Annotated in this window: 15 protein-coding genes and 1 tRNA gene; 14 read left to right on the forward strand and 2 right to left on the reverse strand. The window is 46.0% G+C overall.

All coding sequences use genetic code 11. The features are described from left to right. Positions 1-97 precede the first annotated feature (97 nt). Positions 98-1,969 carry an MFS transporter gene (locus HMPREF1222_RS06285; RefSeq protein ID WP_006187745.1) on the reverse strand — a complete coding sequence of 624 codons (1,872 nt, stop codon included), beginning with the start codon at positions 1,967-1,969 and terminating at the stop codon, positions 98-100. 263 nt (positions 1,970-2,232) lie between these two features. On the opposite strand from HMPREF1222_RS06285, the gene HMPREF1222_RS06290 reads away from it, so the two are divergent. The 10 genes from HMPREF1222_RS06290 to HMPREF1222_RS06335 all read left to right on the forward strand — a co-directional run bounded on the left by HMPREF1222_RS06290 (position 2,233) and on the right by HMPREF1222_RS06335 (position 15,234). Continuing rightward, positions 2,233-3,075, forward strand: a complete 843-nt coding sequence (locus tag HMPREF1222_RS06290) for a hypothetical protein (protein WP_006187744.1) — start codon at positions 2,233-2,235, stop codon at positions 3,073-3,075. A 110-nt stretch (positions 3,076-3,185) separates the two neighbouring features. Then, positions 3,186-3,641 carry a flavodoxin domain-containing protein gene (locus HMPREF1222_RS06295; RefSeq protein ID WP_016518690.1) on the forward strand — a complete coding sequence of 152 codons (456 nt, stop codon included), beginning with the start codon at positions 3,186-3,188 and terminating at the stop codon, positions 3,639-3,641. 15 nt (positions 3,642-3,656) lie between these two features. Continuing rightward, positions 3,657-4,679, forward strand: a complete 1,023-nt coding sequence (locus tag HMPREF1222_RS06300; RefSeq protein ID WP_016518691.1) for an ABC transporter substrate-binding protein — start codon at positions 3,657-3,659, stop codon at positions 4,677-4,679. 62 nt (positions 4,680-4,741) lie between these two features. Beyond that, positions 4,742-5,716: a FecCD family ABC transporter permease gene (locus HMPREF1222_RS06305; RefSeq protein WP_244870125.1), complete on the forward strand. Its 975-nt coding sequence runs from the start codon at positions 4,742-4,744 to the stop codon at positions 5,714-5,716. Next, entirely contained in the window at positions 5,713-6,507 is a 795-nt protein-coding gene (locus HMPREF1222_RS06310; protein WP_016518693.1) for an ABC transporter ATP-binding protein, read from the forward strand. The genes HMPREF1222_RS06305 and HMPREF1222_RS06310 overlap by 4 nt, the downstream gene beginning before the upstream one ends. 223 nt (positions 6,508-6,730) lie before the next feature. Further along, entirely contained in the window at positions 6,731-9,343 is a 2,613-nt protein-coding gene (locus tag HMPREF1222_RS06315) for a hypothetical protein (protein WP_016518694.1), read from the forward strand. Positions 9,344-9,373: 30 nt separating this feature from the next. Next, positions 9,374-10,711, forward strand: a complete 1,338-nt coding sequence (locus HMPREF1222_RS06320; RefSeq protein WP_016518695.1) for a DUF5723 family protein — start codon at positions 9,374-9,376, stop codon at positions 10,709-10,711. A gap of 253 nt (positions 10,712-10,964) precedes the next feature. Next, on the forward strand, positions 10,965-12,242 hold the full coding sequence (gene prs / locus HMPREF1222_RS06325) for a ribose-phosphate diphosphokinase (protein ID WP_006187733.1): 1,278 nt from the start codon (positions 10,965-10,967) through the stop codon (positions 12,240-12,242). Positions 12,243-12,315: 73 nt separating this feature from the next. Next, positions 12,316-13,833 carry a cell envelope integrity protein CreD gene (gene creD, locus HMPREF1222_RS06330; RefSeq protein ID WP_016518696.1) on the forward strand — a complete coding sequence of 506 codons (1,518 nt, stop codon included), beginning with the start codon at positions 12,316-12,318 and terminating at the stop codon, positions 13,831-13,833. A 12-nt stretch (positions 13,834-13,845) separates the two neighbouring features. Next, positions 13,846-15,234 (forward strand): FGGY-family carbohydrate kinase, encoded by a 1,389-nt coding sequence (locus HMPREF1222_RS06335; protein ID WP_016518697.1) that lies wholly within the window; start codon positions 13,846-13,848, stop codon positions 15,232-15,234. Between the two features lie 14 nt (positions 15,235-15,248). Here the strand turns inward: HMPREF1222_RS06335 and HMPREF1222_RS06340 are convergent, their stop codons facing one another. After that, complete coding sequence (locus tag HMPREF1222_RS06340) at positions 15,249-17,213, reverse strand: fructose-bisphosphatase class III (RefSeq protein ID WP_016518698.1); 1,965 nt, start codon at positions 17,211-17,213, stop codon at positions 15,249-15,251. A 204-nt stretch (positions 17,214-17,417) separates the two neighbouring features. Between HMPREF1222_RS06340 and HMPREF1222_RS06345 the strand changes: the two genes are divergently transcribed. The 4 genes from HMPREF1222_RS06345 to HMPREF1222_RS06360 all read left to right on the forward strand — a co-directional run bounded on the left by HMPREF1222_RS06345 (position 17,418) and on the right by HMPREF1222_RS06360 (position 22,497). Then, positions 17,418-19,073, forward strand: coding sequence for an ABC-F family ATP-binding cassette domain-containing protein (locus HMPREF1222_RS06345; RefSeq protein ID WP_016518699.1), 1,656 nt, complete (start codon positions 17,418-17,420; stop codon positions 19,071-19,073). Positions 19,074-19,382: 309 nt separating this feature from the next. Continuing rightward, a tRNA-Lys gene (locus tag HMPREF1222_RS06350) sits at positions 19,383-19,455 on the forward strand. A gap of 76 nt (positions 19,456-19,531) precedes the next feature. Beyond that, entirely contained in the window at positions 19,532-19,936 is a 405-nt protein-coding gene (locus HMPREF1222_RS06355; protein WP_016518700.1) for an acyl-CoA thioesterase, read from the forward strand. A gap of 467 nt (positions 19,937-20,403) precedes the next feature. Further along, positions 20,404-22,497 (forward strand): methyl-accepting chemotaxis protein, encoded by a 2,094-nt coding sequence (locus tag HMPREF1222_RS06360; RefSeq protein WP_016518701.1) that lies wholly within the window; start codon positions 20,404-20,406, stop codon positions 22,495-22,497. Positions 22,498-22,654 lie beyond the last annotated feature (157 nt).

Raw genomic sequence — 22,654 nt, forward strand, 5'->3', positions numbered from 1 at the left:
TTCCCCTATGAATCCGCACCTTGGTTCTAGGGCATTAATTCGCCGGGCATTTCTAAAAATCCAATCGAGTTTTTAGAAATGCCTTAGAATACCTTTTTCAGCAATAGCGCTTTCCGATTAACAATTCGCATACTTCTTTTGTCTTGTCGTCGGAGTCTTGTTTCCTGCCGCCGGCTTCGAGCCGTTTAATTTCGTTTAAGATAATTTGATGGTTTTCCGGCGTAACCTTGAATTGAGAAGCAAACAAAATACCGAGCAGCAGCATACAGACGGGCAGTACAATAAACATCAATCTGATTTTATTGAGCGTTTCCTGTTTTTGCTGCGGTTTTTGAACTTGTCCAATCCCCGAATACTTAAACCCGATTGTATCCAATAGCACCTTCAAGCCGTATAAATCGGATTTGGTGTAAAATCTCTCAGGCGGGATTTTTTGATACACATTCCCGTCTTTTTTGTAGGAACACGTTACAAGGAATTTATTATGGGCTTGGGTAAAGTCTGCGCTATGGAACGACGGTACGATAAAATCTTCAAACACTGTTGCAGGGATCTCGGTAAGAGGTGTATTGCTTTCAAAGAAAGAAGCAGCTTGAGCTCCGGCGGAATCCTTATGTTTTTTATATACATTTTTTATAATACTGTCCGTATCGTTACTGAGGTATTTTAGGTGCAGGTTACCGTCTTCATACAGGGTATAGTATTTTTCAATTTCCGAAAACGGAAGCTCCGTATTGCCGCAAAGTGATTCGGCTTCTGCAAATTGGCTTTGCGTCAAAATTGACGGTACGGGGTTTTTATAGCCTATTCTGCTTAAACCCACCCCAATCGTCGGCATAATAATCAAACCTAAAAACAGCTTCCGCGCAAGCGTCATTGCGGCAGAGTATGTGCCGGTGCGCTGTTTCCCGCTCATGACGCGGTCTATATCGGAAATGAACGGCAGCAGTTGATGAGGGATTAAGTTATTGGCGGATATGCCTACACCCATCAGAACCATATTCAGTATCACCCAAATGCTGCCGGAAGTAGGTGTATGGAGTCCCATCAATAAAACCGCAATGATGAATATGGTAAGCGCCGTAATATAAACAGGTTTATGTCCTTTCCGATTGATAAACCAGCTATGTACCGGCAGCATTACCATCATGGTGATTAAAAGACTCCCCTGCGCAATGACAAATATACTTCCCTTGTTTAAATAATCGACGATATAAAAGAGCACAAATGACATAAAAATATCGAGGGCACCGAAAGAACACACGTACATCGCAATATGAAGTCTGCATGATTTATTTTGAAATAACGATAAAAAATTTTTTACAAACGAGTGGGAGATTTTTTCTTCATTACCTTCCTGAGGAAGTTCCCATGTTTCAAAATAAAGCGGAATCCACGGCAGTGCAAAGATAAGTGCAAACACACAACCCATGATAAAATATCCGTGGGCGCTTCCGTTAAAATAATCGATAATCGGCTGTGCTAAAACTCCACCGAGCAGCGTCGCAACAAACGAAAACATTAAACGGGTGCTATTAAGTTTATTCCGTTCCGAAAAATCTTTTGTTATTTCGGCGCTTAACGCTGCATAAGGAATATAGGACACGGTCGCCACCGTAAAAAAGATAATATAGGCAACAGTGTAAAAGATAAATTTACCTGTTTGGCTTTCGATGGTAACCGGGAACCAAATAAGGATAAAGGATAAGGCTATCGGTATAATGGAAACTAAAAACCATACGCGCCGTTTTCCAAACCTCGTACGCGGGGTATTGTCGGAGATATAGCCCATCATCGGGTCGGAAACCGCATCCCATACCTTGCCGATCGCCGGAATCAATCCTGCTAATGCGGGATGCAGCCCAATGACATTTACCAAATAATACATTGAAAATGTTGTAACAATAAAAAAGCAGCCGCCGCCGTACAGATCCCCTGCTCCGTATGCGAGGTATGTACGCCATGTCATTTTTCTTTCCTTTATGTTCATCCTTTTATCATACTATAGGCTATTGGATAATACAATCAAAACTTTTAACCTGTCAAAACTTTAATAGGCTGTAGGGAACCTCAAAAATACGGGCACTAAAATACGGGCACTGTTTGCTTAATTCAGTATTTCTTGTATACTGTAATGCGGCGGATGGGTGTAGCGTATGCAGAATATCATTTTAAATGTAAAAAATTACTTTAAAGAAAAATATCAGCCCAAGGAATGGAAAAAGTCAGCAGATGGAATTTGATTTTACTCAAGCTTCATTACAAGAAATCCTTAACTATACCCCCGATTTCCGCCGTGAAGCATATATAGACGCCACGCTGCGGATGCAAGCGGATGACAATATTGTCGGCGTGTTCGGCTCCGCGTATTCACAAGCACAGTCTTCTATTATCGACGAGGCGCTTATCTACGGCTGCGGCCTTGTACCGGTTCCTGTTGTCGGTGTGGATGCCTTTATTTTTAAATACGGCGATTATCCCTCCTGCGATGCAATCAAAAGTACGATGGTGTATTTAACAACGCAAAAGTGTCCGCTGTTGTATTCTTCCAAGATGTATGTGCTTGACGGCTGTTGCCCTGCGGTAGAAGCTGCGTTCCGGCAATGCACACAAAAACCTGTGCATGTATACGCAGATTCGGAAAGGCTTAAAGCGATGCTGCAGCAGGTATACGAGCGGGAGTATTCCGCTGCCCGCTATCGGGAAGCACAGTCTGCTTTTACAACGCTGAACGGTTTGCTGCAGCAGCTTGAACAAAGTGCGCTTTCCGGCAATGACTTTGGAATGCTTGCTTTTTATTCCCGTTTTATCTTTGAACTTGAGGAGCGGATAGCATTTTTGACACGGGTGTGCGAACTGCTGTCGTCCGCAGCAAATTGCGGACAGGCCGCACACTTCCCGCTTCCACCTATAAAGCGGGTGCCGGTTTCAATTCATTGCCCCGACGGCATTATACAAAAAATTACCCCAACGGCTGGAACTTATTTTAAGCCGGTGGGAGTACAGCGCGGAAGTTCTGCGGATGTTGCGTGTGCAGGATGTATTTATCCCGCCGATCAGTATGTGGAGTATTAAAGAGCCGTGCGGATTTGAAAAATGGTATGAGTACCGGCGCCGTATTTGCATCGCTGGCAGGAAAGTAGTACAATCGCTCCGTTAAAATTTTCACACACAGGAGAATTGCTATGAAAAAAGCCGCAATTATATATGCGTCTGTTCATCATGGAAACACGGAAAAAGTGGTAACCGCAATGGCACACGATATGCCGGTAACCTTGTTTAAGGTAGAGCAAGCCGAACATATCGATTTTTCCGAATATGATTGTATCGGTTTTGCTTCGGGAATATATGCGGGAAGATGCCATAGATCGATATACGCCTTTTTGAAAAATCACCGGCATGAACTCCCGAAACAAACTTTTGCCGTATGTACAAGCGGAGTAGGAAAAGGAAAGTACGCAAAAAAATTTGCGGACTATTTAGCGAAAAACGGTTTTACCGTACTGGGAGAATTTGAATGCAAGGGCTTCGACACCTTCGGTCCCTTCAAACTGTTCGGCGGTTTGGGAAAAGGACACCCTGACGATAAAGAGCTTGCAGACGGGGTTGCATTCATTAAAAAAATCATGTTACCATCTTAATAATAGGAGAACTCTATGCCTAAAAAAATATGTTCATTAGCAATCTTGGTTATGATGCTCGCTGCTTTGCCGGTATGGGCAGGCGGAAAGCAGGACAAAAAAGCATCGAAAGGGTTTGCGTCCGTAACCGATCATCAGGGGAGAACGGTTGTTATCCCCAACAAACCGGAGCGGATTGTTGCGCCGTTTTATATTCTCAGCAACACTGCATTAGCGGTCGGCTGTCGGGAATATATCGTATCGGGCGACGGCGGAAAAAGCGGTCGGCCGTTTATTAAAGAATTCGCTCCCGAACTGGCAGACAAACCCGCATGCGGCGGCGCAAAGAACCTGAACCTTGAAGCGGTTGCTTCTCTGTCTCCCGATCTTATCTTAGTACCGTTTAAAGCAGCGCAGCAGCTTCCCCAAATCGAAGCGCTCGGCGTTCCCGCATTGGTGATTGAACCTGAAACGATGGATAATTTTTTCAGCTATGTCGACATGCTCGGCACGGCTACCGGTAATCAGGCGCAAGCACAAAAATTGCTTACCTTTTATAAAACAATTTTAAGCGATGTCGCAGGCTTTATTAAAGGTGAACCGGCCGTATCCGTGTATGTCAGCAGCCGCTCCGATATGTTGAATGCGCTCAGTCCCAAAATGTTCCAAGCGGAACTCGTTGCCGCCGCCGGCGGAAAATTGGTAAGCGACGATATTACCGACGTATATTGGACGAAGGTTTCGTTGGAGCAAGTCCAAAAATACGCCCCGCAGGTGATCGTTGCGGCAACAGGTTCAAAGGTAACTCCGGAAGAACTTGCAGGAAAGACCGAATGGAAGGGCATCCCCGCGGTTGATAACGGCAAGGTCTATGTATTCCCGTCAAATGTAGACGAGTGGGATTCTCCCATTCCGTGCTCATGCCTCGGCGTTATCTGGCTTGCAGATAAACTGCACCCGGGAAAAATCCCTGCCGATTATCTGGCAGAAAAGACCAAAGCCTTTTATCGGGACTTCTTCGGTAAAGAAAAAGACCTTGCCTCTCTTGATGTAAAATAAGCGGCTAACCGTTAAAAATTTCAATGCATTACCGGAGTAAGCTGATTTTTGCGGCCGGTATAATGCCCCTAGCTGCGCTGATATTCTCGATGAGCTGGGGGCGTTACCCGCTTTCCTTCGTTAAGATATTCTCCATCCTATTCCATACCGATGCGTTTGCCGCGGTGAGCACAGCAGATTACAATATTTTTATGAATATCCGACTGCCGCGCACCCTCTTTGTCTTCCTTTCAGGCGGCGCGATCGGTTTAAGCGGGGTTAGCCTGCAAAGTTTATTCCGTAATCCGCTGGTAGCACCCGATATTATCGGGGTTTCTACCGGCGCTTCGCTCGGTGCGGCAATCGCTATCGTGCTGCTCCATACGACTTCGGCAGGCATTCAGCTCTGCGCCTTTGCAGGCGGCATCGGGGCGACGCTGCTCGTGCTCAAGCTGTCGGATATCGGCGGAGAACACAGCCTTATCCGTTTGGTACTGGCGGGCGTCATCATCAATGCGCTTGCCGGAGCCGGCGTATCCCTTATCAAATACATGGCGGATCCGCTCAACGAGCTGCCTGCTCTGGAGTTCTGGCTGATGGGCTGCTTTAACGTTATCACGTGGCGGAAGCTCGCAGTGTTTTTACCGATTGCCGTTGCGGGCTGCAGCTTTATCCTGTTATTCCGCAGGCAGTTGAATATCCTCTCGTTAGGTGATGAGGAAGCGGCCTCGCTCGGTACGCCGGTAAAAAAAATGAGGATGCTGTTCATTATCGCCTCGACGCTGCTGGTTGCAAGCGTAGTGTCAGCCGCCGGCATTATCAGCTGGATCGGGCTCATTGCGCCGCATGTTATCCGCCAGCTGTTCGGTAATAACAATTACAAGGTGGCGCCGCTTTCTTTTATGTGCGGCGCATCGCTCCTCTTGTTTGCGGACACCGTTGCCCGTTCCATCTCCGGGAACGAAATACCGGTCAGCATTATCACGGCGATAATCGGAGCGCCGATTCTTGCACAGCTGATGCTCCGCCGGAATAACGATATTTGGATCGGAATATGAACGCAGCTTTTGAACTTGACGGCGTTACGGCGGTGCGGGGCACGCAGACTATTCTGAAAGATCTCCGGCAGCTCATTCCGCAACAGCAGGTTATTGCGCTGATAGGCCCGAACGGAGCGGGAAAGACCACCCTTTTGCGGCTGCTCGCCGGTTTGGATGCGCCCGCAGCGGGTACGCTTTCCGTACTGGGAGAAAACGCCGCGCATCTTACGCGCAAACGGTTTGCTCAAAAAGTATGCTATATTCCGCAGGGACACTCCGGCGTCTTTACCTACACGGTGCGCGACTTTATCGTTATGGGGCGTAATCCGCATCAAACAGCTCTCCAAACACCTTCGCAAAAAGATTGGGAATATGTCGATCATGCGCTTGATGTTTTTGGGTTAACGCAATTTGCCGGCCGCTATTACAGCCAGCTCAGTTCGGGAGAGCCGCGGCTTGTGATGCTTGCCCGCGGTATGGTGCAGGATGCTCCCATCATCCTCTTGGATGAACCGACCGCCAATCTCGATTTTTACAACGAGCATAAGATTATGCAGATTACCCGTAAGCTTTGTACAAAAGCGCACAAGACGGTGCTCGTTTCCATTCATAACCCCGCGCTCGCGCTGCAATATGCCGACCTTATCTACTGCATTTACAACGGGGGCATCGCCGCGGTAGAAGAAAAAAGCAACCCCGATTTTGAACGCAACATTACCGCAATGCTGAACGCCATGTACGCCGAAAAAGGCAGCGGAACCATACGGTTGCAGCGCATCGATGATATACCCTTTGTGTATTTGAAATAGCCGCGGTATTTGTGCAAGTTCCGGTGTATTTTTACTTCTTGCCTCTCTCTTATTGGGAAGCGCTAAAAACCCAACCGAGTTTTTAGCGGTGCCCTTATCTATTTTTACCTTGTTTTTGGGTAAATAACATGATATATTTTATTGTGTTATTGTTTTGCAGCAAAAGCTTTTAAAGCTTTCCGCAGCATCATGTCTATAAATATCTATAAAGTAGGGGGGGCTTATGTTTTATTATAAATATCGTAAGTATGCTGTGTATGCAGGGGCGTTTATTGCATTATTTTTTACCGCGGCGTGCAGTTTGCAGCCTGTTTCAAGTATGAGAGTAAAAGCAAAACCTAGCATTTATGTGCCGCTCGGTTCCGAAAAGATTACGGTAAGCAATATCGACGAGGAATTGGGGAAAATGATGGCTGGAAACGAAGATTCATCTTCAGAGGCAAAGGCACGCATATTCCGCTATACGCCGTCCGATGCGGCCGATGAAGATAAAGATCAGCTCCGTTATTTGATTCACTATCCTGTACAATCGTTCAATTTTGATATAAGCAATTATTTCGGCACGAATGCAGTTACAAGCAATACGGGACTGTCATACAATGTAGATGAGAGTATTTCGATCCCTAGTTTGGAAACAACCCAAACATGCACTATGGCGGAAGCGACTACCATAAATGATAAATTGCTGGAATATTTTAACAATCCCGATCCGGCAACTCTGCCGTCGAAAAGCATTCCTGCAGGGATGCCGATCGGTTATTCGCTGCCCATAGATATTTCTATTGCATTTGAAGGTTTTGATGAACTTACATTCGGAGGCAACTCAGTTGCTTCTTTGGAATTTTCGGCAATTTTACCTGAAGGTATGACTTGTTCGTTTTCCCATACTCAACTTATAAGCGGCGGTAATACCTTTCAAGGATATCATTCGTCCTCGAATGCGGTAAGATTTTATATTTATGATAATAAGCCGATACGCAAGGATATCCGCATTACCGGAACAATGGAGTTGGCCGGAAACGTATCACAGGGCGGAACGGTTACATTTCAGCGCAAACTTGAGGGAACTATAGAAGAAGCGAAGGGTGTAAACGCTCGTCTTGAAAATCTTACGGTGGGAGGCAGTCAGAGCGTCGCACTGCCGCTGCCCGATGATTTTAAAAAAGCGGTTATCGAAGAAGGAAATCTAAAGTTTTCAATCCGGCAGCCTGCCGGGTGGGACGGCATATCAATAAAAGAAAAAACAAAAATAGAGCAGAGCGGAAGTAATGGGCTGCTTATCGATCCGCCGGAGTTCCGCCCATTAGGCTCTCCCATTTCTCTTGCAGGGTTAACGCTCAATGATTCAAAAACACTGACTTATACGCCGAAGCTTGAGGTAATATTGACGGATGCCACGTACCGTAAGCCGTCTGAATCCTTATCTGCCGATTTCAGTTTTGCTATTCAAAAATTTACCGAGCTTACTTTGAAAAACAGACCCGATTTTGCAGTGTCGAAATCCGAAGCTGTTCCCGAAGAGATGGAAAACTGGGTTAAGGAAATAGATTTTAATAAAGTAAGCGCAAAGGTAAAACTGTATAACGGATTGCCGACAGAAAATCCTATTAAACTCAAGCTGTCGTCAGCTTCCCTTCATATACCGCCGAACGTTCAAACATTCGATTCTCAAACAACCACGGAACATACTTATGAGAGCGCTTCAAATTGGACATTGGATGTGGAAAATACAAGCAATCTCGATTTGAACGTCGGTGTGGAACTTCCGGATTATAATGAAACCGATAAAACGTTCACTTTAAAAAATATTGCGGCCGGCAGTAACATAAAAATCAGCATTGAAACAAGTTTTGATCTTGATTGGAATAAAATTACGCTGAAAGCGCACGGCGGTCAGCAGTTCTCTTATCCGAAAGAGCAGGACAACTTTATAGATCTGTCCTCCTTTGCAAAGCTGAAAGATATAGGCATCCGACTGCCCGATATTCCGGTATATGTGTATGCCGGTTCAGCTTCCGGTTTGTTGAAAGACCAACCGATCAAAATAGGTTTATCGACACGCTATACGGAGAAAGACGGAGCAACCCCGCAACCGATGATAATATGCAATGAAGCTCCCTGCGAGCTGCAGAGCTTCCCTGCCGAAAAATTTGCCGGTGATACCAAAGAATATACGGGGGATATTCCGAAGGCCAGTGTCGCTATAAAAAAAGGAGAGCCCGGTGTTGAACATACTTTATCGGAACTCTTTAATAAATATCCGACGGGCGTCCAGCTTACCTACACATTGACTATGGGTGAAATAACCGTGGACCGTGCCGCATATAATGATATAATAAATAAAGGCGGAAAAGCCGAAATAAAGCTGGATGTGCTTTTGGATGTACCGCTTAGTTTTGATATTGAACCCCAACAGCGTATATCGCTTAAACCGTTTATGCAAGCTTTCGGAGAGAGAGACCTCTTTAATAGAAAAAGTGCAGACGAGAAAATAATTGATATTGATAACCGACTTATTGATGCAGTGGATACTATTCAGTTGAATGTAAACATCCAAAGCGACTTAGGTATTCAACCCGGTATCATTTTCCAAGCAACGGATAGCAACGGTAAACTTCTTATAGAAAAGAAATTGTTGTCGGCTGCCGGTGAGCCGGACAAGCTCTCCAAAGAAGACTGGGAGTTGCTTCAGAATACATATCCCGTATATTCTGAACTTTTCCTTGAGTTTCCCGAAGGTAAGCGTACTGTTAAACTTAAAAAGGAATTTACGCTGTCTGCATCGTTGTCTGTTTACGCGGGTACGCAGATCGATTATCCTGTCGATTATCTATAATGCATTAATACCGGTTCCGGAGGATATAAAATGAAAAAAAAGTGCCTTATTTTAGTATGTATGGTGATTGGAGCGTTGGCAGCTTTCGGGCAGACTACCGCAACTGATAATGGAACGCAAAAAGATATCTTACAGCCGGTCGAAATGAATGAGCCGACGCAGCGGACTAAGCGGCTTCCGCTTTCGATGCATACGGGATTGGTTATTTCGGGAACTGCTGCTAATAATATGTTTTCAGTGATGGATTTTTTTAAACCGAAATCTGATACCAATCCGCAGCTTGTTATCGATTTTAATGAACTTTCGGCAAAGACGATAAAGTCGGGTATTCATGCAGGCGTTTTAGTTGACTTTGATTGGTTCTTTCAATTCACAGTGCTGGGAGAGCATACGGTAAAATTTTCCACTACAATTAATGCGGATGGATGGGCAAATGTCTCAAAAAGCTTGCTCGATCTTATTGCACAAGGCAATACGGCGAATGCAGACGGAAAGCCAATCACGGGCTCCCTCAATGCAAAGATCAATGCTTTTGCCGATACGGGCGTTATGTATCAGCTGAAAAAGCCGAATTACGGCTTTTCTGCGCGGCTTGCATATTTTATTCCGCTTGCATATATGTCGAACCCGCAAGCGGCATTTACTCTATCGCCTAACAACAGCGGCAGCGGTATTGACGGGCTAACTATCGAAGCCGAAGGTACCGCAAATATTTACGGGCATTTGCCGGCAATGGCAGCGAGTAGAGGACTTTCCGTTGCAGACCTCTTTAAAGATTGGGGGCTTGATTTAAGTTTGGCCGGGTCATATACCCCGACAAATTGGGTTACCGTTACCGGCGGAGTAAGTTATTTGCCTCTTAAAAGCGTAGAAATGACTACGGGTATACGGAACCATTTTAAGTTTAAAGGGACGGTTGATAATATTCTGAAAACTATGACCGGTAAAAGTATGGACGGTAAAGGTATTATTGATTTAGATAAGGATAATACAACCGAACTACTGAAAACCGACCTTCCCCCGACAAAGATTATGCGTCCGTGTAAAATTCAAATAGGAGCGGATTTTAGACCGTTCCGAAATGATTACCTAATCTTATCGCCGTTCTTTGCATTTCCGGTCATTAATGCAAAGCCCTACTATGTGGATGGCGGTTTGAAAATTGAAAGCCGTTTTGCAAGAGCGCTCGGCGTATATTTGGACAGCCGGTATATTGAACGGATATGGCGGCACGAACTATGTCTTTTTGTAGATTCACGCTGGTTCTCCTTCCAGCTTGCCGCATCGGTTGCCTCGCAGGACTTTAAACGGACATTTACTACACTGTCCGGGGTTGGGGTAAAGTTCGGTATTGGTATCGGTTTCTAGGATGTCCTTCTGAAAATATACGACGCATCTACTGCGTCATACGACAAAAAAGTGTCCTCAACGTATCATAGATACGCCTGTGGTACTTTTTTGCCTAATTCCTTGTATCTGCATCGTCTATTTTCAAAAGGCTAACGGAAAGCTAAATCTGTGTGTACCCTAATGCGTTTACCCTGCAAAAAACGATTGAATTTTTTTTAAAAATATGTAAACTAATTTCCGAATTTATTTCGACATGAGAGGGGGCGCGGGTATGATATACTCCGGTTCTGCGAATTTGGCAATTCTGGCGTGTCCGGGCGGTGAACATTTTGCCGATGCCGTAATTCAGCATTTAAAGCATATTTATGTAGAAAAACTTAATAGAAAAATAGATAAGTTAACAAAACGGTATAATTTACAAAGAGAACACCTTATTCGCGACATCAACTTTTACAACGACCTTATTTCTTCCGGTTTATATGAAAATAACGATATTGAAAAAATCCGCATTCCGCGGTTTAAAGTTAATGCCCGTTTTACCTATTTTATGAACGGCGAATTTAAAACTGAAATATTGGAATGCATCCGCGGAAAAAATGTCTTTATTTTTCAGGATGTAGAAAACCATTATCCCCTTTCGGTGAACGAAGGTAAAAATCAACACGTTTTTTCGGTGAACGACCACCTCATGTCGATGATGGTAACTATCGATGCCGTACGGTATGCCGGCGCAGCTCATATTACGCTTGTGGTTCCCGTATATCCGTATAGCCGGCAGCACAAAAAGAAGGGACGTGAAGGCTTGACCGCCAGTATGCTGGGGCATTTCTATGAAACGCTCGGTGTCGATCAGATTATCACGTTGGATATCCACTCTCGCGAAATTGAAAATTCCTTCCATAGTGCCCGTATTGAAAATCTCCATGCAAGTTATCAGATTATTCGGGAACTTACAAAAATCGAAAACCTTGCCGATCCAAACGCAGAGTTTGTAATTGTGGCTCCCGACAGCGGTGCGGTAGACCGGAATAAATTCTATTCCAGCGGCTTAAAAAAACCGCTTGCAATGATTTACAAAGAGCGGGATTATTCCGTTGTTACTCAGAATGCAAAGCAAACGAATATTGTAAATATCAATTTATTAGGCGATGTCAACGGAAAGACGGCATTCCTTGCCGATGATATGCTCGGGACGGGAGGAACGCTGTTAAAGGCGATGGAGTTCCTCAAAAGCAAGGGTGCAAAAAAGGTTATTGCGGCTGTGAGTTTGCCGTTTTTTACCGGCGATGCAATCCAACTTTTTGACGAGGCATATAAAAAAGGTCATTTCTACCGCATCATCGGCACTAATGCGGTATACCACGAAGAATTACTCAAGAAGGAATGGTATATTTCTACCGATGTTTCAGGCCTGTTTGCGCAGGCTATTTCGCGGCTGCATCATAATCAATCTTTAAGCGGCTTGTTGGATAATAGAGATATTATTGAGCGGATGCTGCACGCCTCGGATCCGAACGGACAGCATAAGACGGATAATAAGCAGAACTAAATAAAGCCGTATTTTCGTATTTACATACAACGAATACCGGACAAGGTAAGGCAATGCTTCAAGGGAAACTTATATGGAAATAAAACAATCGACGGATACGACTGTTGCAGGAATGCTTAAAAAATCGCTGTTTCCTCATCAGGCGGCATGGATAAAACCCGTAATCATCTTTATTATGATGCTGCTATTGCTTATTCCTCTTGCGTTTATCCGTTCGCTTGTCAACGATCGGGAACGATATCAACGGACTGCCGAAGCGTCCATCATGGAACCGGTGGGAGGTGAACCTGTTATCGAGGGACTCGTGCTCGCCGTGCCGTATGACGAATTGGTCGAATATACGGATTCTTCCGGGAAGGTTATCAAAAAGGGAAAAAAAACGGACTATATCCTCACGGTTCCTGAAACATATAATCTGGTAACACAGATTGATCCTTATCGCCTTTCGCGGGGTATATTTACCGTACCCGTTTTTAACGGCGATCTTGCGGTAACCGCCTCATTCTCCGGTTTCCAATTTAGTCAATTCAATATCGCGGAAAAAAATATCCGTTATAAGGATGCGGTGCTTATCCTTGGAATAAAAGATAAAAAGACATTAACCGCTTATCCTGCGCTTTATGGGAACGGTAAACCGCTGCTTGAAGCACTGACTGTTCCTGCAGGAGCCTCTCCTTTTCGCAATGCCGTTTATTACATGATGTCGGAAGATGTCGTGCGTTCCGGTTTTTCGATAGAGGGTTCCGTTTCCATCCAAGGGGGTAAAAGCCTGTGTATCGTACCCCTTGCTGCGGATAACAGCTTTGCAGTGCAGTCGACATGGTCTGCGCCCAGTTTTTCGGGGGGATGGCTGCCGAAGAACCGTACGCTCGACGATTCGGGGTTCACCGCCGACTGGCGTATTTCCGGTTTAAGCACGGTATTTCCCCGCAGCTGGAGAGCTCAAGATTTCGACCTAGCCAAAGATACGGATGTGTACGATGAATATGGCGGGTATACTGCAAAATCGACATCGGAGTTCCGAAGCTCGCCTGAAACGGTAAAAATCGGTTTTATCACTCCCATTAATCATTATTCGCAAGTAAAGCGGTGTATTACGTATGCGCTCCTCTTTTTGGCGGTACCGTTTTTAGCGATATTTTTATGCGAATTGTGGAGTGCCGTGCGGATTCACCCTATTCAGTATTTCCTTATCGGAATTGCCGATGTGTTATTTTACCTGTTGCTCCTGTCTTTTTCCGAGCATGTTGCATTTAACTTGAGCTATTTGATTGCCACTGCCGGTGTGTGTACCGTTGTCGGGTTCTATACCGCTGCAATTTTTAAGCAAATCCGTTGGGGCGTTTTGTTGACGGCGGTGCAAGCGGTATCCTATTTCTTGCTGTTCGGGATTTTGCAATCGGAAGATTATGCGCTGCTGATCGGCAGTATCGGTATCTTCTGCGTTGTTGCGCTGCTGATGTTCCTGACGCGGCGGGTTGACTGGTATAGTTCCCGCTTTGCTTCCGTACATACTCATCAGGAAGATGCCGACCGGGGAACGCCTCAAAGAGCAATTACCGGCAAGCTTTCGTCCGGCGATATCGAATAATCGAATAGATTCATGCATCACGGTATTTTCTGTGCGGATATCGGGACGTCGTCGTTAAAGGCGGCGTTTGTTACCGAGGATGGAACGGTACTCAAGTTTACACGCTTGCCGTTCCCGCATCCCGCTCAAGCGGTAGATTGGGTTCAAGCCTTTTTTGCCACATGGCGCACGCTACCGGCGGATTATGCGGTAGAAGCGGTATGTATTTCGGGAAACGGCCCCTCGATTGTCGCCGTGCCTCAAACATACCGAGCACCGGGAGTAAGTACAAACACCGCGGGTTCACTGTCCGCGGCTGTTCCGTCCGCCGGCGGTATAAACCGTGCTGACCTTATTAACGGTATTATTGAAGCGGCAAAACACGACACGTTGTTTTTGTGGAATGAGCCGATGCCGCAGGGTATTACCGTTTCGGCTATACCGGCGGGCGCTTCGCTTTTTTTGCCGCGGATAGCGGCCTTCCATGCAAAATATCCCGATATATTCGCTAATGCCGCGCGGCTTTTTTCCGGGCCGGAATATCTCTCCTACCTTTTGACCGGCGCCGCCGTAACGAGCCTCCCCGATCCGCGCTACGAAGCGGCGTATTGGCGCCAAGAAGATCTTACCCGCGTTGCGGAAACGTTCCTGCATATCGACGCCGGCCGGCTTACCGGTTTGCTGCCGCCGTTTGTAACCGCCGGCATGGTGATCGGCCGCTTTTGCGGTATCCCCGTAATTGCAGGCGTCCCCGATTTTATCGCGGCGCTTATCGGAACGGGCACGCTGACGGCAGGCACCGCTTGCGACCGCGCCGGTTCAAGCGAGGGGCTTAATGTCTGCATCCCGCAGCCGTGCCGCGCCGAAAAAACGCTGCTGTTGCCGTCGGTTATTCCCGATTTATGGAATCTTTCATCCGTTATTCCGTCCTCCGGCGCTGCGTTTTCCGCATTTTTGGTTTCTCACGGGTTTTTAGGCAACGATTATATCGCCGCGCTGGAGCGGATTACGGAAGAACCTTTTGTTGCGTCGGGTGCATACCCCGAAACCTTTGCAGGGCAGGGGCGTGCCTTTGTAGAGGGGCTCGCGTTCCGTATCCGGCGCGGTTGCGATGCGTTGGAACAAACTTCCGGGTTTCGCCCTGTGTATACGCTGTCCGGCGGGCAGGCGCACAATACGCTTTGGTGCCAAATGAAAGCAGATATAACCGGCAGAACCTTTGCGCTTCCCTATTTTGCCGACGGAGAGCTGATCGGCGATGCTGCGTTGGCTCTCTACGGACTCGGCAACGATAAAGGCAGGGGAGAGAATCTCGCTTTGATTGCGCAGCGACTTATCCGCATCAAGCGGTACTACGAACCGGATGCAGCGCTTGCACACCGGTATACGGAAAAATTCTTATCGCATTCCGAAACGGCATAACACAGGAGCTGCCGTTAATCCTGCTGTTTTAAAATTCCCTTGTTGTAGGCGCTAATCAGCATTTCCAAGTTATTGATTTTTTCCTTCATATCGGCTCCGGTGTCGGTGTCTGCAACCCGCTTCCGTTCAACCAAGGTTTCAATCACTTCTTTGGTAGATTCAATGTCGAAACCCTCGCGTAAAACCTTGTCCACGGATTCAAACGGATGATGACTGATGAGCGTCATCCCATAGGAGTTATAGGTGAGTGTGTAGCCTGCAATGCCGGTGGTCTTTTGGTAGGCTTTGGAAAATCCGCCGTCGATAACCAAAAGCTTGCCGCCCGCTTTAATCGGGCTTTCGCCTTTTGCGACTTTGACCGGCGTGTGTCCGTTGACGATGTGCGCGTTACCGCTTAAGCCGAATTCTTTCAGTATCCGCGCGGCAAGCGTGCCGTCATCCTGCTCCATCAGCTTATAGTACGGCGAAGACGGTTCTTTGTGCGTTTCCTTATCGTCGATAAAGTAGCGCTCAAAAGTGGTCATCTTTGTTTTGCCGAACAGCGTCGAATCCTGATTGCACCAGAGGAACCACAGAAAGTCCGCATTTTGCCCGGAAAAATATGCTTCCCGCGCCATTTGGTCGTACTTATCCATCAGGCTTCTACCGTAATATACTGCCCCGTCTATCTCTTTTTGCTTAAAGCTGCCGTCCTCGTTCAATAAAAGGCAGGCATGGAAAAGGAGGTTATCGTTATAGCGCCGGTACATGCTCCCCTTTGCGTACAAAAACCGTACATGCTGCTTGAGCTTTTCGCTCGTAGCAAATGTGTTGGTCAACGTATCGATAAGATGCTGTTCTTCGCCGGTAAGCGCCGTTTGATGGGCGGGATCGATAGTCGGGAACGAGGTGTCGTTGAGCGGATATGTCTTTCCTTCAATTTCGACGGTACCTGCAGTAGGGTTGAGCGTCCGCAACAGCCGCCGGTGTTCCATATTATACGCAGGATTTTGCTCGATGATGTTCTCTTCAACTTTGAATTGAATGATACTGATTGCCTTATGCATTTTTGCCAGCAGCTCCGCGTCGACGTCGAAAGGCTTTTTATCGTTTACTTTGGGCATGAACCGCGTGCAAGGGTCGTCTTTATAGACATGCTGGGCAAAGCTTACCAGCGGCAAAAGACTAATTCCGTATCCGTCCTCGATAGCGTCGATGTTGGAATAACGGAGCGCAATCCGTATGGCCGTTGCAACACATGCGCGGCACCCTGCTGCAGCCCCCATCCATAGGATGTCGTGGTTTCCCCACTGGATATCAAGGCTGTTTTGCGCCATCAGCGTATCCATCACCTTGTGCGGGGACGGACCTCTGTCGAATATGTCGCCGATAATATGCAGGTGATCGATGGTACATTTTTTTATCACCTCCGACAGCTCTATGATGAATAAATCCGCCCGCCCGTATTCCACAAGGCTTTTAATGATTTCGCTGTAATAATCCTTCTTGTTAAAGCGGTGCTCATCTTCCTGCAGCAATTCTTCCATTATGTAAGCGAAATTTTTAGGCAGCAATTTCCGAACCTTCGACCGCGTATACTTTGAGGCAGTCGCCCGCGCAACCCGCACCAGTCGGTAAATGGTCAGCTCGTACCAGTTTGTTAGGTTAGCCTTTTTTTCCGCTTTGATCAGTTCGAGTTTTTCCCTCGGATAGTAGATAAGCGTTGTCAGTTCTTCCAAATCGTCGGTGCTAACCGTTGAGCTGAGTTCTTCGGAGACTTTCCGGCGGATAGCGCCCGAAGCATTCTGCATTACATGGTTAAATGCTTCCGCTTCTCCGTGTATATCGGTTAAAAAATGCTCGGTGCCTTTCGGTAAATTCAGGATGGCTTTAAGGTTGACCACTTCTTCAACCGCTGCCGTAACATTGGGGAACGAGCGGGATAGTAAATCCAAATACTTTATATTCTGCTGTAAGATTTCTGCCGGTATACTTTTCATATATTTCTCCTTATACAATATACGGTAATACGCATACGGCCTTTTGTCAAATGAAATACACCGGTTTGTAAGTCTACTTATACAAATAGAGTTAGTTTCAGAACCGGCAGGCATGATTAGTTCCGCAAGTTCATATTGTAGTTTTCGCCCCGTGTAGTTTTCGCCCCGTTCACTCTTTTTTTCTTTTAGGCTATACTGTCCTGTATGATTACAGTAAGCGATGTCAGTTTAAAATTTTCGGAAAAACCTCTTTTTAAAGATGTTAATTTAAAGTTTACCCCGGGGAACTGCTACGGGATTATCGGAGCGAACGGGGCGGGAAAGTCAACCTTTCTCAAGCTGCTTTCGGGCGAATTGGAGCACGATAGCGGCGAAATCAGCATTACGCCGGGAGAACGGATGGCGGTGCTGCGGCAGGATCACTTTGCGTTTGACGACTATTCGGTAAAAGACACCGTATACATGGGGCACCCGCAGCTCTATAAGATTATGAAAGAGCGGGAAGCAATTTACGAAAAAGAAGATTTCAGCGAGGAGGACGGCATCCGTGCTTCGGAGCTGGAAGGTGAATTTGCCGACATGGGCGGCTGGGAGGCGGAAAATCAGGTAGAGCAGATGCTTTCCGGTCTCGGCTTGGAAGAGGCGAACCACGAACGCATGATGAGCGAACTTGACGAAAGTCAGAAAGTGCGTGTGCTTTTAGCGCAGGCGCTGTTCGGCAATCCCGATATTCTCTTGTTGGACGAACCGACAAACGGTCTCGACCTTGAATCCATCAGCTGGCTTGAAGAGTTTTTAATCGAGTTCCCGAATACGGTAATTGTAGTGTCCCACGACCGGCACTTCCTCAACACCGTGTGTACGCATATCTGCGATATCGACTTCGGGAAAATCCGCATGTACACCGGTAACTACGACTTCTGGTATCAGATGAGCCAGATTATGCAGCGGCAGGCGCGAGACCAGCAGAAAAAACGCGAAGAAAAGATGAAAGACCTGCGTGAATTTATCCTGAGGTTTGCCTCGAACGCTGCAAAGAGCCGCCAAGCTACCAGCCGTAAAAAAGTATACGACAAACTCGCGCTTGAAGAGCTTGAAGTTACCACACGAAAATTCCCGTATGTTCATTTTAAGCCGGATAGAGAAATCGGAAACAACGTTGTCCGCGTAGAAAAGCTCAATTATACGTCTAAAGAAGAAGGTTCCGGCAACGGCATTGTACTACTTAAAGATTTCAGCTTAACGGTAAACCGCACGGACAAAATCGCCTTTGTCGGGCAGGAGCATAACGCAAAATCGGCATTCTTCGATATTATCTCCGGTGTTAAAACCGCCGATTCGGGCGATGTGTATTGGGGACAGACCGTTACACAGGCGTATTTGGCAAAGGATAATTCCGCCTACTTTGAAACCGATTTGAACATTACCGACTGGCTGCGGCAGTTTTCTACCGAACAGGACGAAGCTTATGTGCGCGGCTTCTTGGGAAGGATGCTCTTTACCGGCGATGAATCGCTTAAACCCGTTAAGGTGCTTTCGGGAGGAGAAAAGGTACGCTGTATGCTCAGCAAGCTGATGCTTTCCGGCGCCAATGTCCTCATTATGGATGAGCCGACCAATCACCTCGACTTGGAAGCGATTACCAGTTTGAACGAAGCGCTCATCGCCTTTCCCGGTGTCGTACTGTTCAACTCGCATGACCACGAGTTTATCTCGTCGATTGCCAATCGCATCGTAGAAATTACCCCCGGCGGTGTAATCGACCGCATGATGCCGTTTGACGACTACATCCGCGACGAGCACGTCCACGAACTCCGCAACGAATATTACGGCGGTACTGCAAAGAAGATATTGATTTAAGCAGTTTGTCTATGGAAAAATGTGATAAATCACCATAAAATATCTGGGAAAAATGTGATTTTTACCTCGAATAATGCTGGGAAAATGTGATAAAACGTGATAGTATACGGTCATGGATTACAGACTCCGCCGTAAAGTAGACGACTTTCTCATACATTGGAAGCAGAATACCGATAGAATGCCTCTGATAATAAAAGGGGCACGCCAGGTCGGAAAAACTTCATCCATAGAGCACTTTGCAGAAAGCTAAGGCGGCCGCTTGACATAACCGTCAATATTCTATATACTCGTCCTGTTATTTAAAGATACGGGCTATTAGCTCAGTAGGTAGAGCAACGCCCTTTTAAGGCGTGGGTCGATGGTTCGAATCCATCATAGCTCAAAAAAAAGACTGCAAGGCTGCTTGCAGTCTTTTTTTTTACACGATTAGTTTCGATGTGCCCAAAAGGAGAAAAACAATGACACACCCGATAGAAGTAGAAGTTAGAAGTTACGAACTGGATGCATATAATCACGTAAACAACGCCGTATATTTAAACTATTTGGAATTTGCCCGTATGGAATACCTACGGAGAATCGGTTTTGATTACGTCGGACTAATCGAAGAAGGCTATATGCTCTATGTAACGCATATCGATATTCACTACAAATATTCCGCACGGCTTTACGATAAACTCCGCATCGACGTTACTCCCATCAAACTCGGTAAGCTTTCGGGAACGTTCCGGCAGGTAATTACCAATCCGGAAGGATATGTCTGTGTTGAAGCCGAAGTTTCGTGGGGCTGCGTAGATAAAACCGGCAAACCGGCAAAGCTGCCGGACAAGTATTTTGTCGAAGGCCTAATCCCAGAGAAAAACTAATACAAAAGGCTTCTTTGCACGGCAGATTTAATATCCCGAGGCATTGAAGCAAGGCATGTCAATTTTATCTTTCATAGTATTTATTGTTGCTCAAGTCTTACCTAGACACCGCGGAACAAAAGGGTTATACTTTTTTTGTATATAAGCAATATACGTGTGGATCCGCTTATTATTATCTTTCAAAGGCGGACAAGATAGGCGGATGTCTTTTTTATTCATTAAAAGGAGACTTGACAAAATGAATGAAAAAAGTATAATACCCCCCCCCCCCCCAGCACACCCACCACCTACCGTTTAATTGGTAATACTGAATGGGTGATTGGTAATCGAAATTCCTACAAAATAATCTACTTTTTAGATTCCTTCTCTGGGAAAGAATTTTATATGCGGTTGTAAGGTTACCACAACTAATACCCTGCAGCATCATCTCAAATTACTATATCCATTATTTTATTGGGAGGTTTACAATGAAAAAACGTTTTTCGTTAAAAAAGAAATTCATTCTTATTTTCGGGATTCTGATTGCCGCCGCGGCTGTAATCGAAATTGTATTAGCTGTCATAATTGCCAGAAAAGCTGTAACCGAAAAAATCGAAGACCATCTTATCGACAAAGCAAATGATACGGCCGAAATTATAAACGGAAGGGTCACATCACTGTTACAATTTATCGAAGGCATTTCTCGTATGCCGATCCTTAGAGATACAACCGCATCATCCGCCGCAAAACTGGCTTTTCTTGCTAACGAAGTGTCTTTTAATGAAAAAATAATAGAATTGAATATGACGGACGCACAAGGACAGTGTTTACTTGCCGATGGAAGCGTATTATCCGTTGTTAACAGAGATTGGTTCCGCGCAGCTATCGCAGGAAAATCCTTCTTTTCGGAACCATACATTTCGCGTGCAAACGGCCAATTGATTAACACCCTTTCCGTACCGGTCTATGACGACAGCAAAACTATTGTAGGAGTGCTGTCTGCAGACGTCTCGGGTTTGCTGCTATCGCAAAATATTGCCGATATTGTCGTAGGAAAAACCGGCAACTGCTATATCATGGGGTCAACTGGAATTATTATTGCAGATAAAGATACCGATTTAGTAGAAAAACAAGACAATATTATCGAACAGGCAAAAACGGATTCATCCCTTGCTTCAACCGCCGCTTTTTTACAGCATGTTCTCGACACTAACAAGGGCGAAGTCTGCTATTATGACTATCAAGGCGTTAACTACATTGCATCATTTGCAACGGTTGCCGCTACTAACTGGGCAATTATCATACGTGCACCTGTAAACGAATTTATGGGAACCGTCAACGCTCTCCGTACAACAATGATTGGAATAGGCATCAGTGTGTTGATTGGGGCATTGATTATCGTTTATTTTGTAGCCCGCACAATAGTAAAACCGATACAAAACACCGTTTCGGCCTTGCAAAATATTTCGCAAGGAGACGGCGACTTAACGGTACGCTTGCCTACCGGCGGTAATGATGAAATTAGCGATATGTCCGAATATTTCAACAAAACAATAGATAAAATCGGCACATCGATACGGACGGTCGGTATTAACAGTCATGCAATGGAAGAAGTCGGCAATGAACTTGCAACCAATATGACAGAAACCGCAAGTGCGGTAAATCAAATCAGCACGAACATCGACGGCGTTAAACAGCAAGCACTCACTCAAGCAGCCAGCGTTACCGAAACGGCCTCAACAATTGAAGAAATTGTCCGAACGATTAAGCAGCTTAATACCAGCATAGAGACCCAAGCTAATAGCGTCGCTCAATCTTCCGCCTCGGTAGAGCAGATGGTTGCAAATATTGCTTCCATCAGCCAAACGCTCGGTAAAACCGACAGCGCAATCGGAAATCTTACGACTGCAACAGGAGACGGTAAGTCCACCTTGGTAATATCGAACACTGTAACCCAGAAGATAGCGGAAGAATCAGGTTCTTTGATGGAAGCTTCGAGCGTTATTCAGCACATTGCATCTCAAACCAATCTGCTTGCAATGAATGCCGCCATCGAAGCTGCCCATGCGGGCGAGGCAGGAAAAGGTTTTGCCGTCGTTGCCGATGAAATCCGTAAACTTGCAGAAGATTCTGCAGCACAGGGAAAAACCATCACCACTACCTTGAAGAACTTGAGCGGAGAAATAGAAACGCTTTCCAGCTCTTCAAAAACCGTAGAGGAAAAATTCAATACGATTTTTAACTTTGCCGAACAGGTAAAAGAGATGAGCAATAGCGTTACCGAAGCGATGCGGGAGCAAGAAAACGGAAGCCGGGAAGTATTAACCGCGATTAAAGATATCAATATGATAACGGCCGAAGTACAGGCAGGTTCCGAAGAAATGCTGAAAGGCGGTGAAAGTGTTGCAGAGGAAATGCGAAAACTCGATGAGCTTACCCGTAACATTACCGACAACATGACCGAAATGGCATCAGGTGCGGTGCAGATTAACAATGCTATACAAGAAGTAAATGAAATTACACAGAAAAACAAACATAGCATTGAGAGTCTGGCGGAGGAAGTAGCCAAGTTTAAAGTATAATCAGAACCGCCACGGATGGCGGTGGTTCCATACAGAAGCGAGATTTGCGTTTGACGCAAATCTCGTGCTGAGGGGAGTACAGGGATGTAGTCCCCTCAGTGGGCGGCTTAGGTAGATTGCGAGCCGGCGCAGCAATCTACCCTAAGAACCCGCCGTT

The sequence above is a fragment of the Treponema vincentii F0403 genome (assembly GCF_000412995.1).
Lineage (GTDB): Bacteria > Spirochaetota > Spirochaetia > Treponematales > Treponemataceae > Treponema > Treponema vincentii.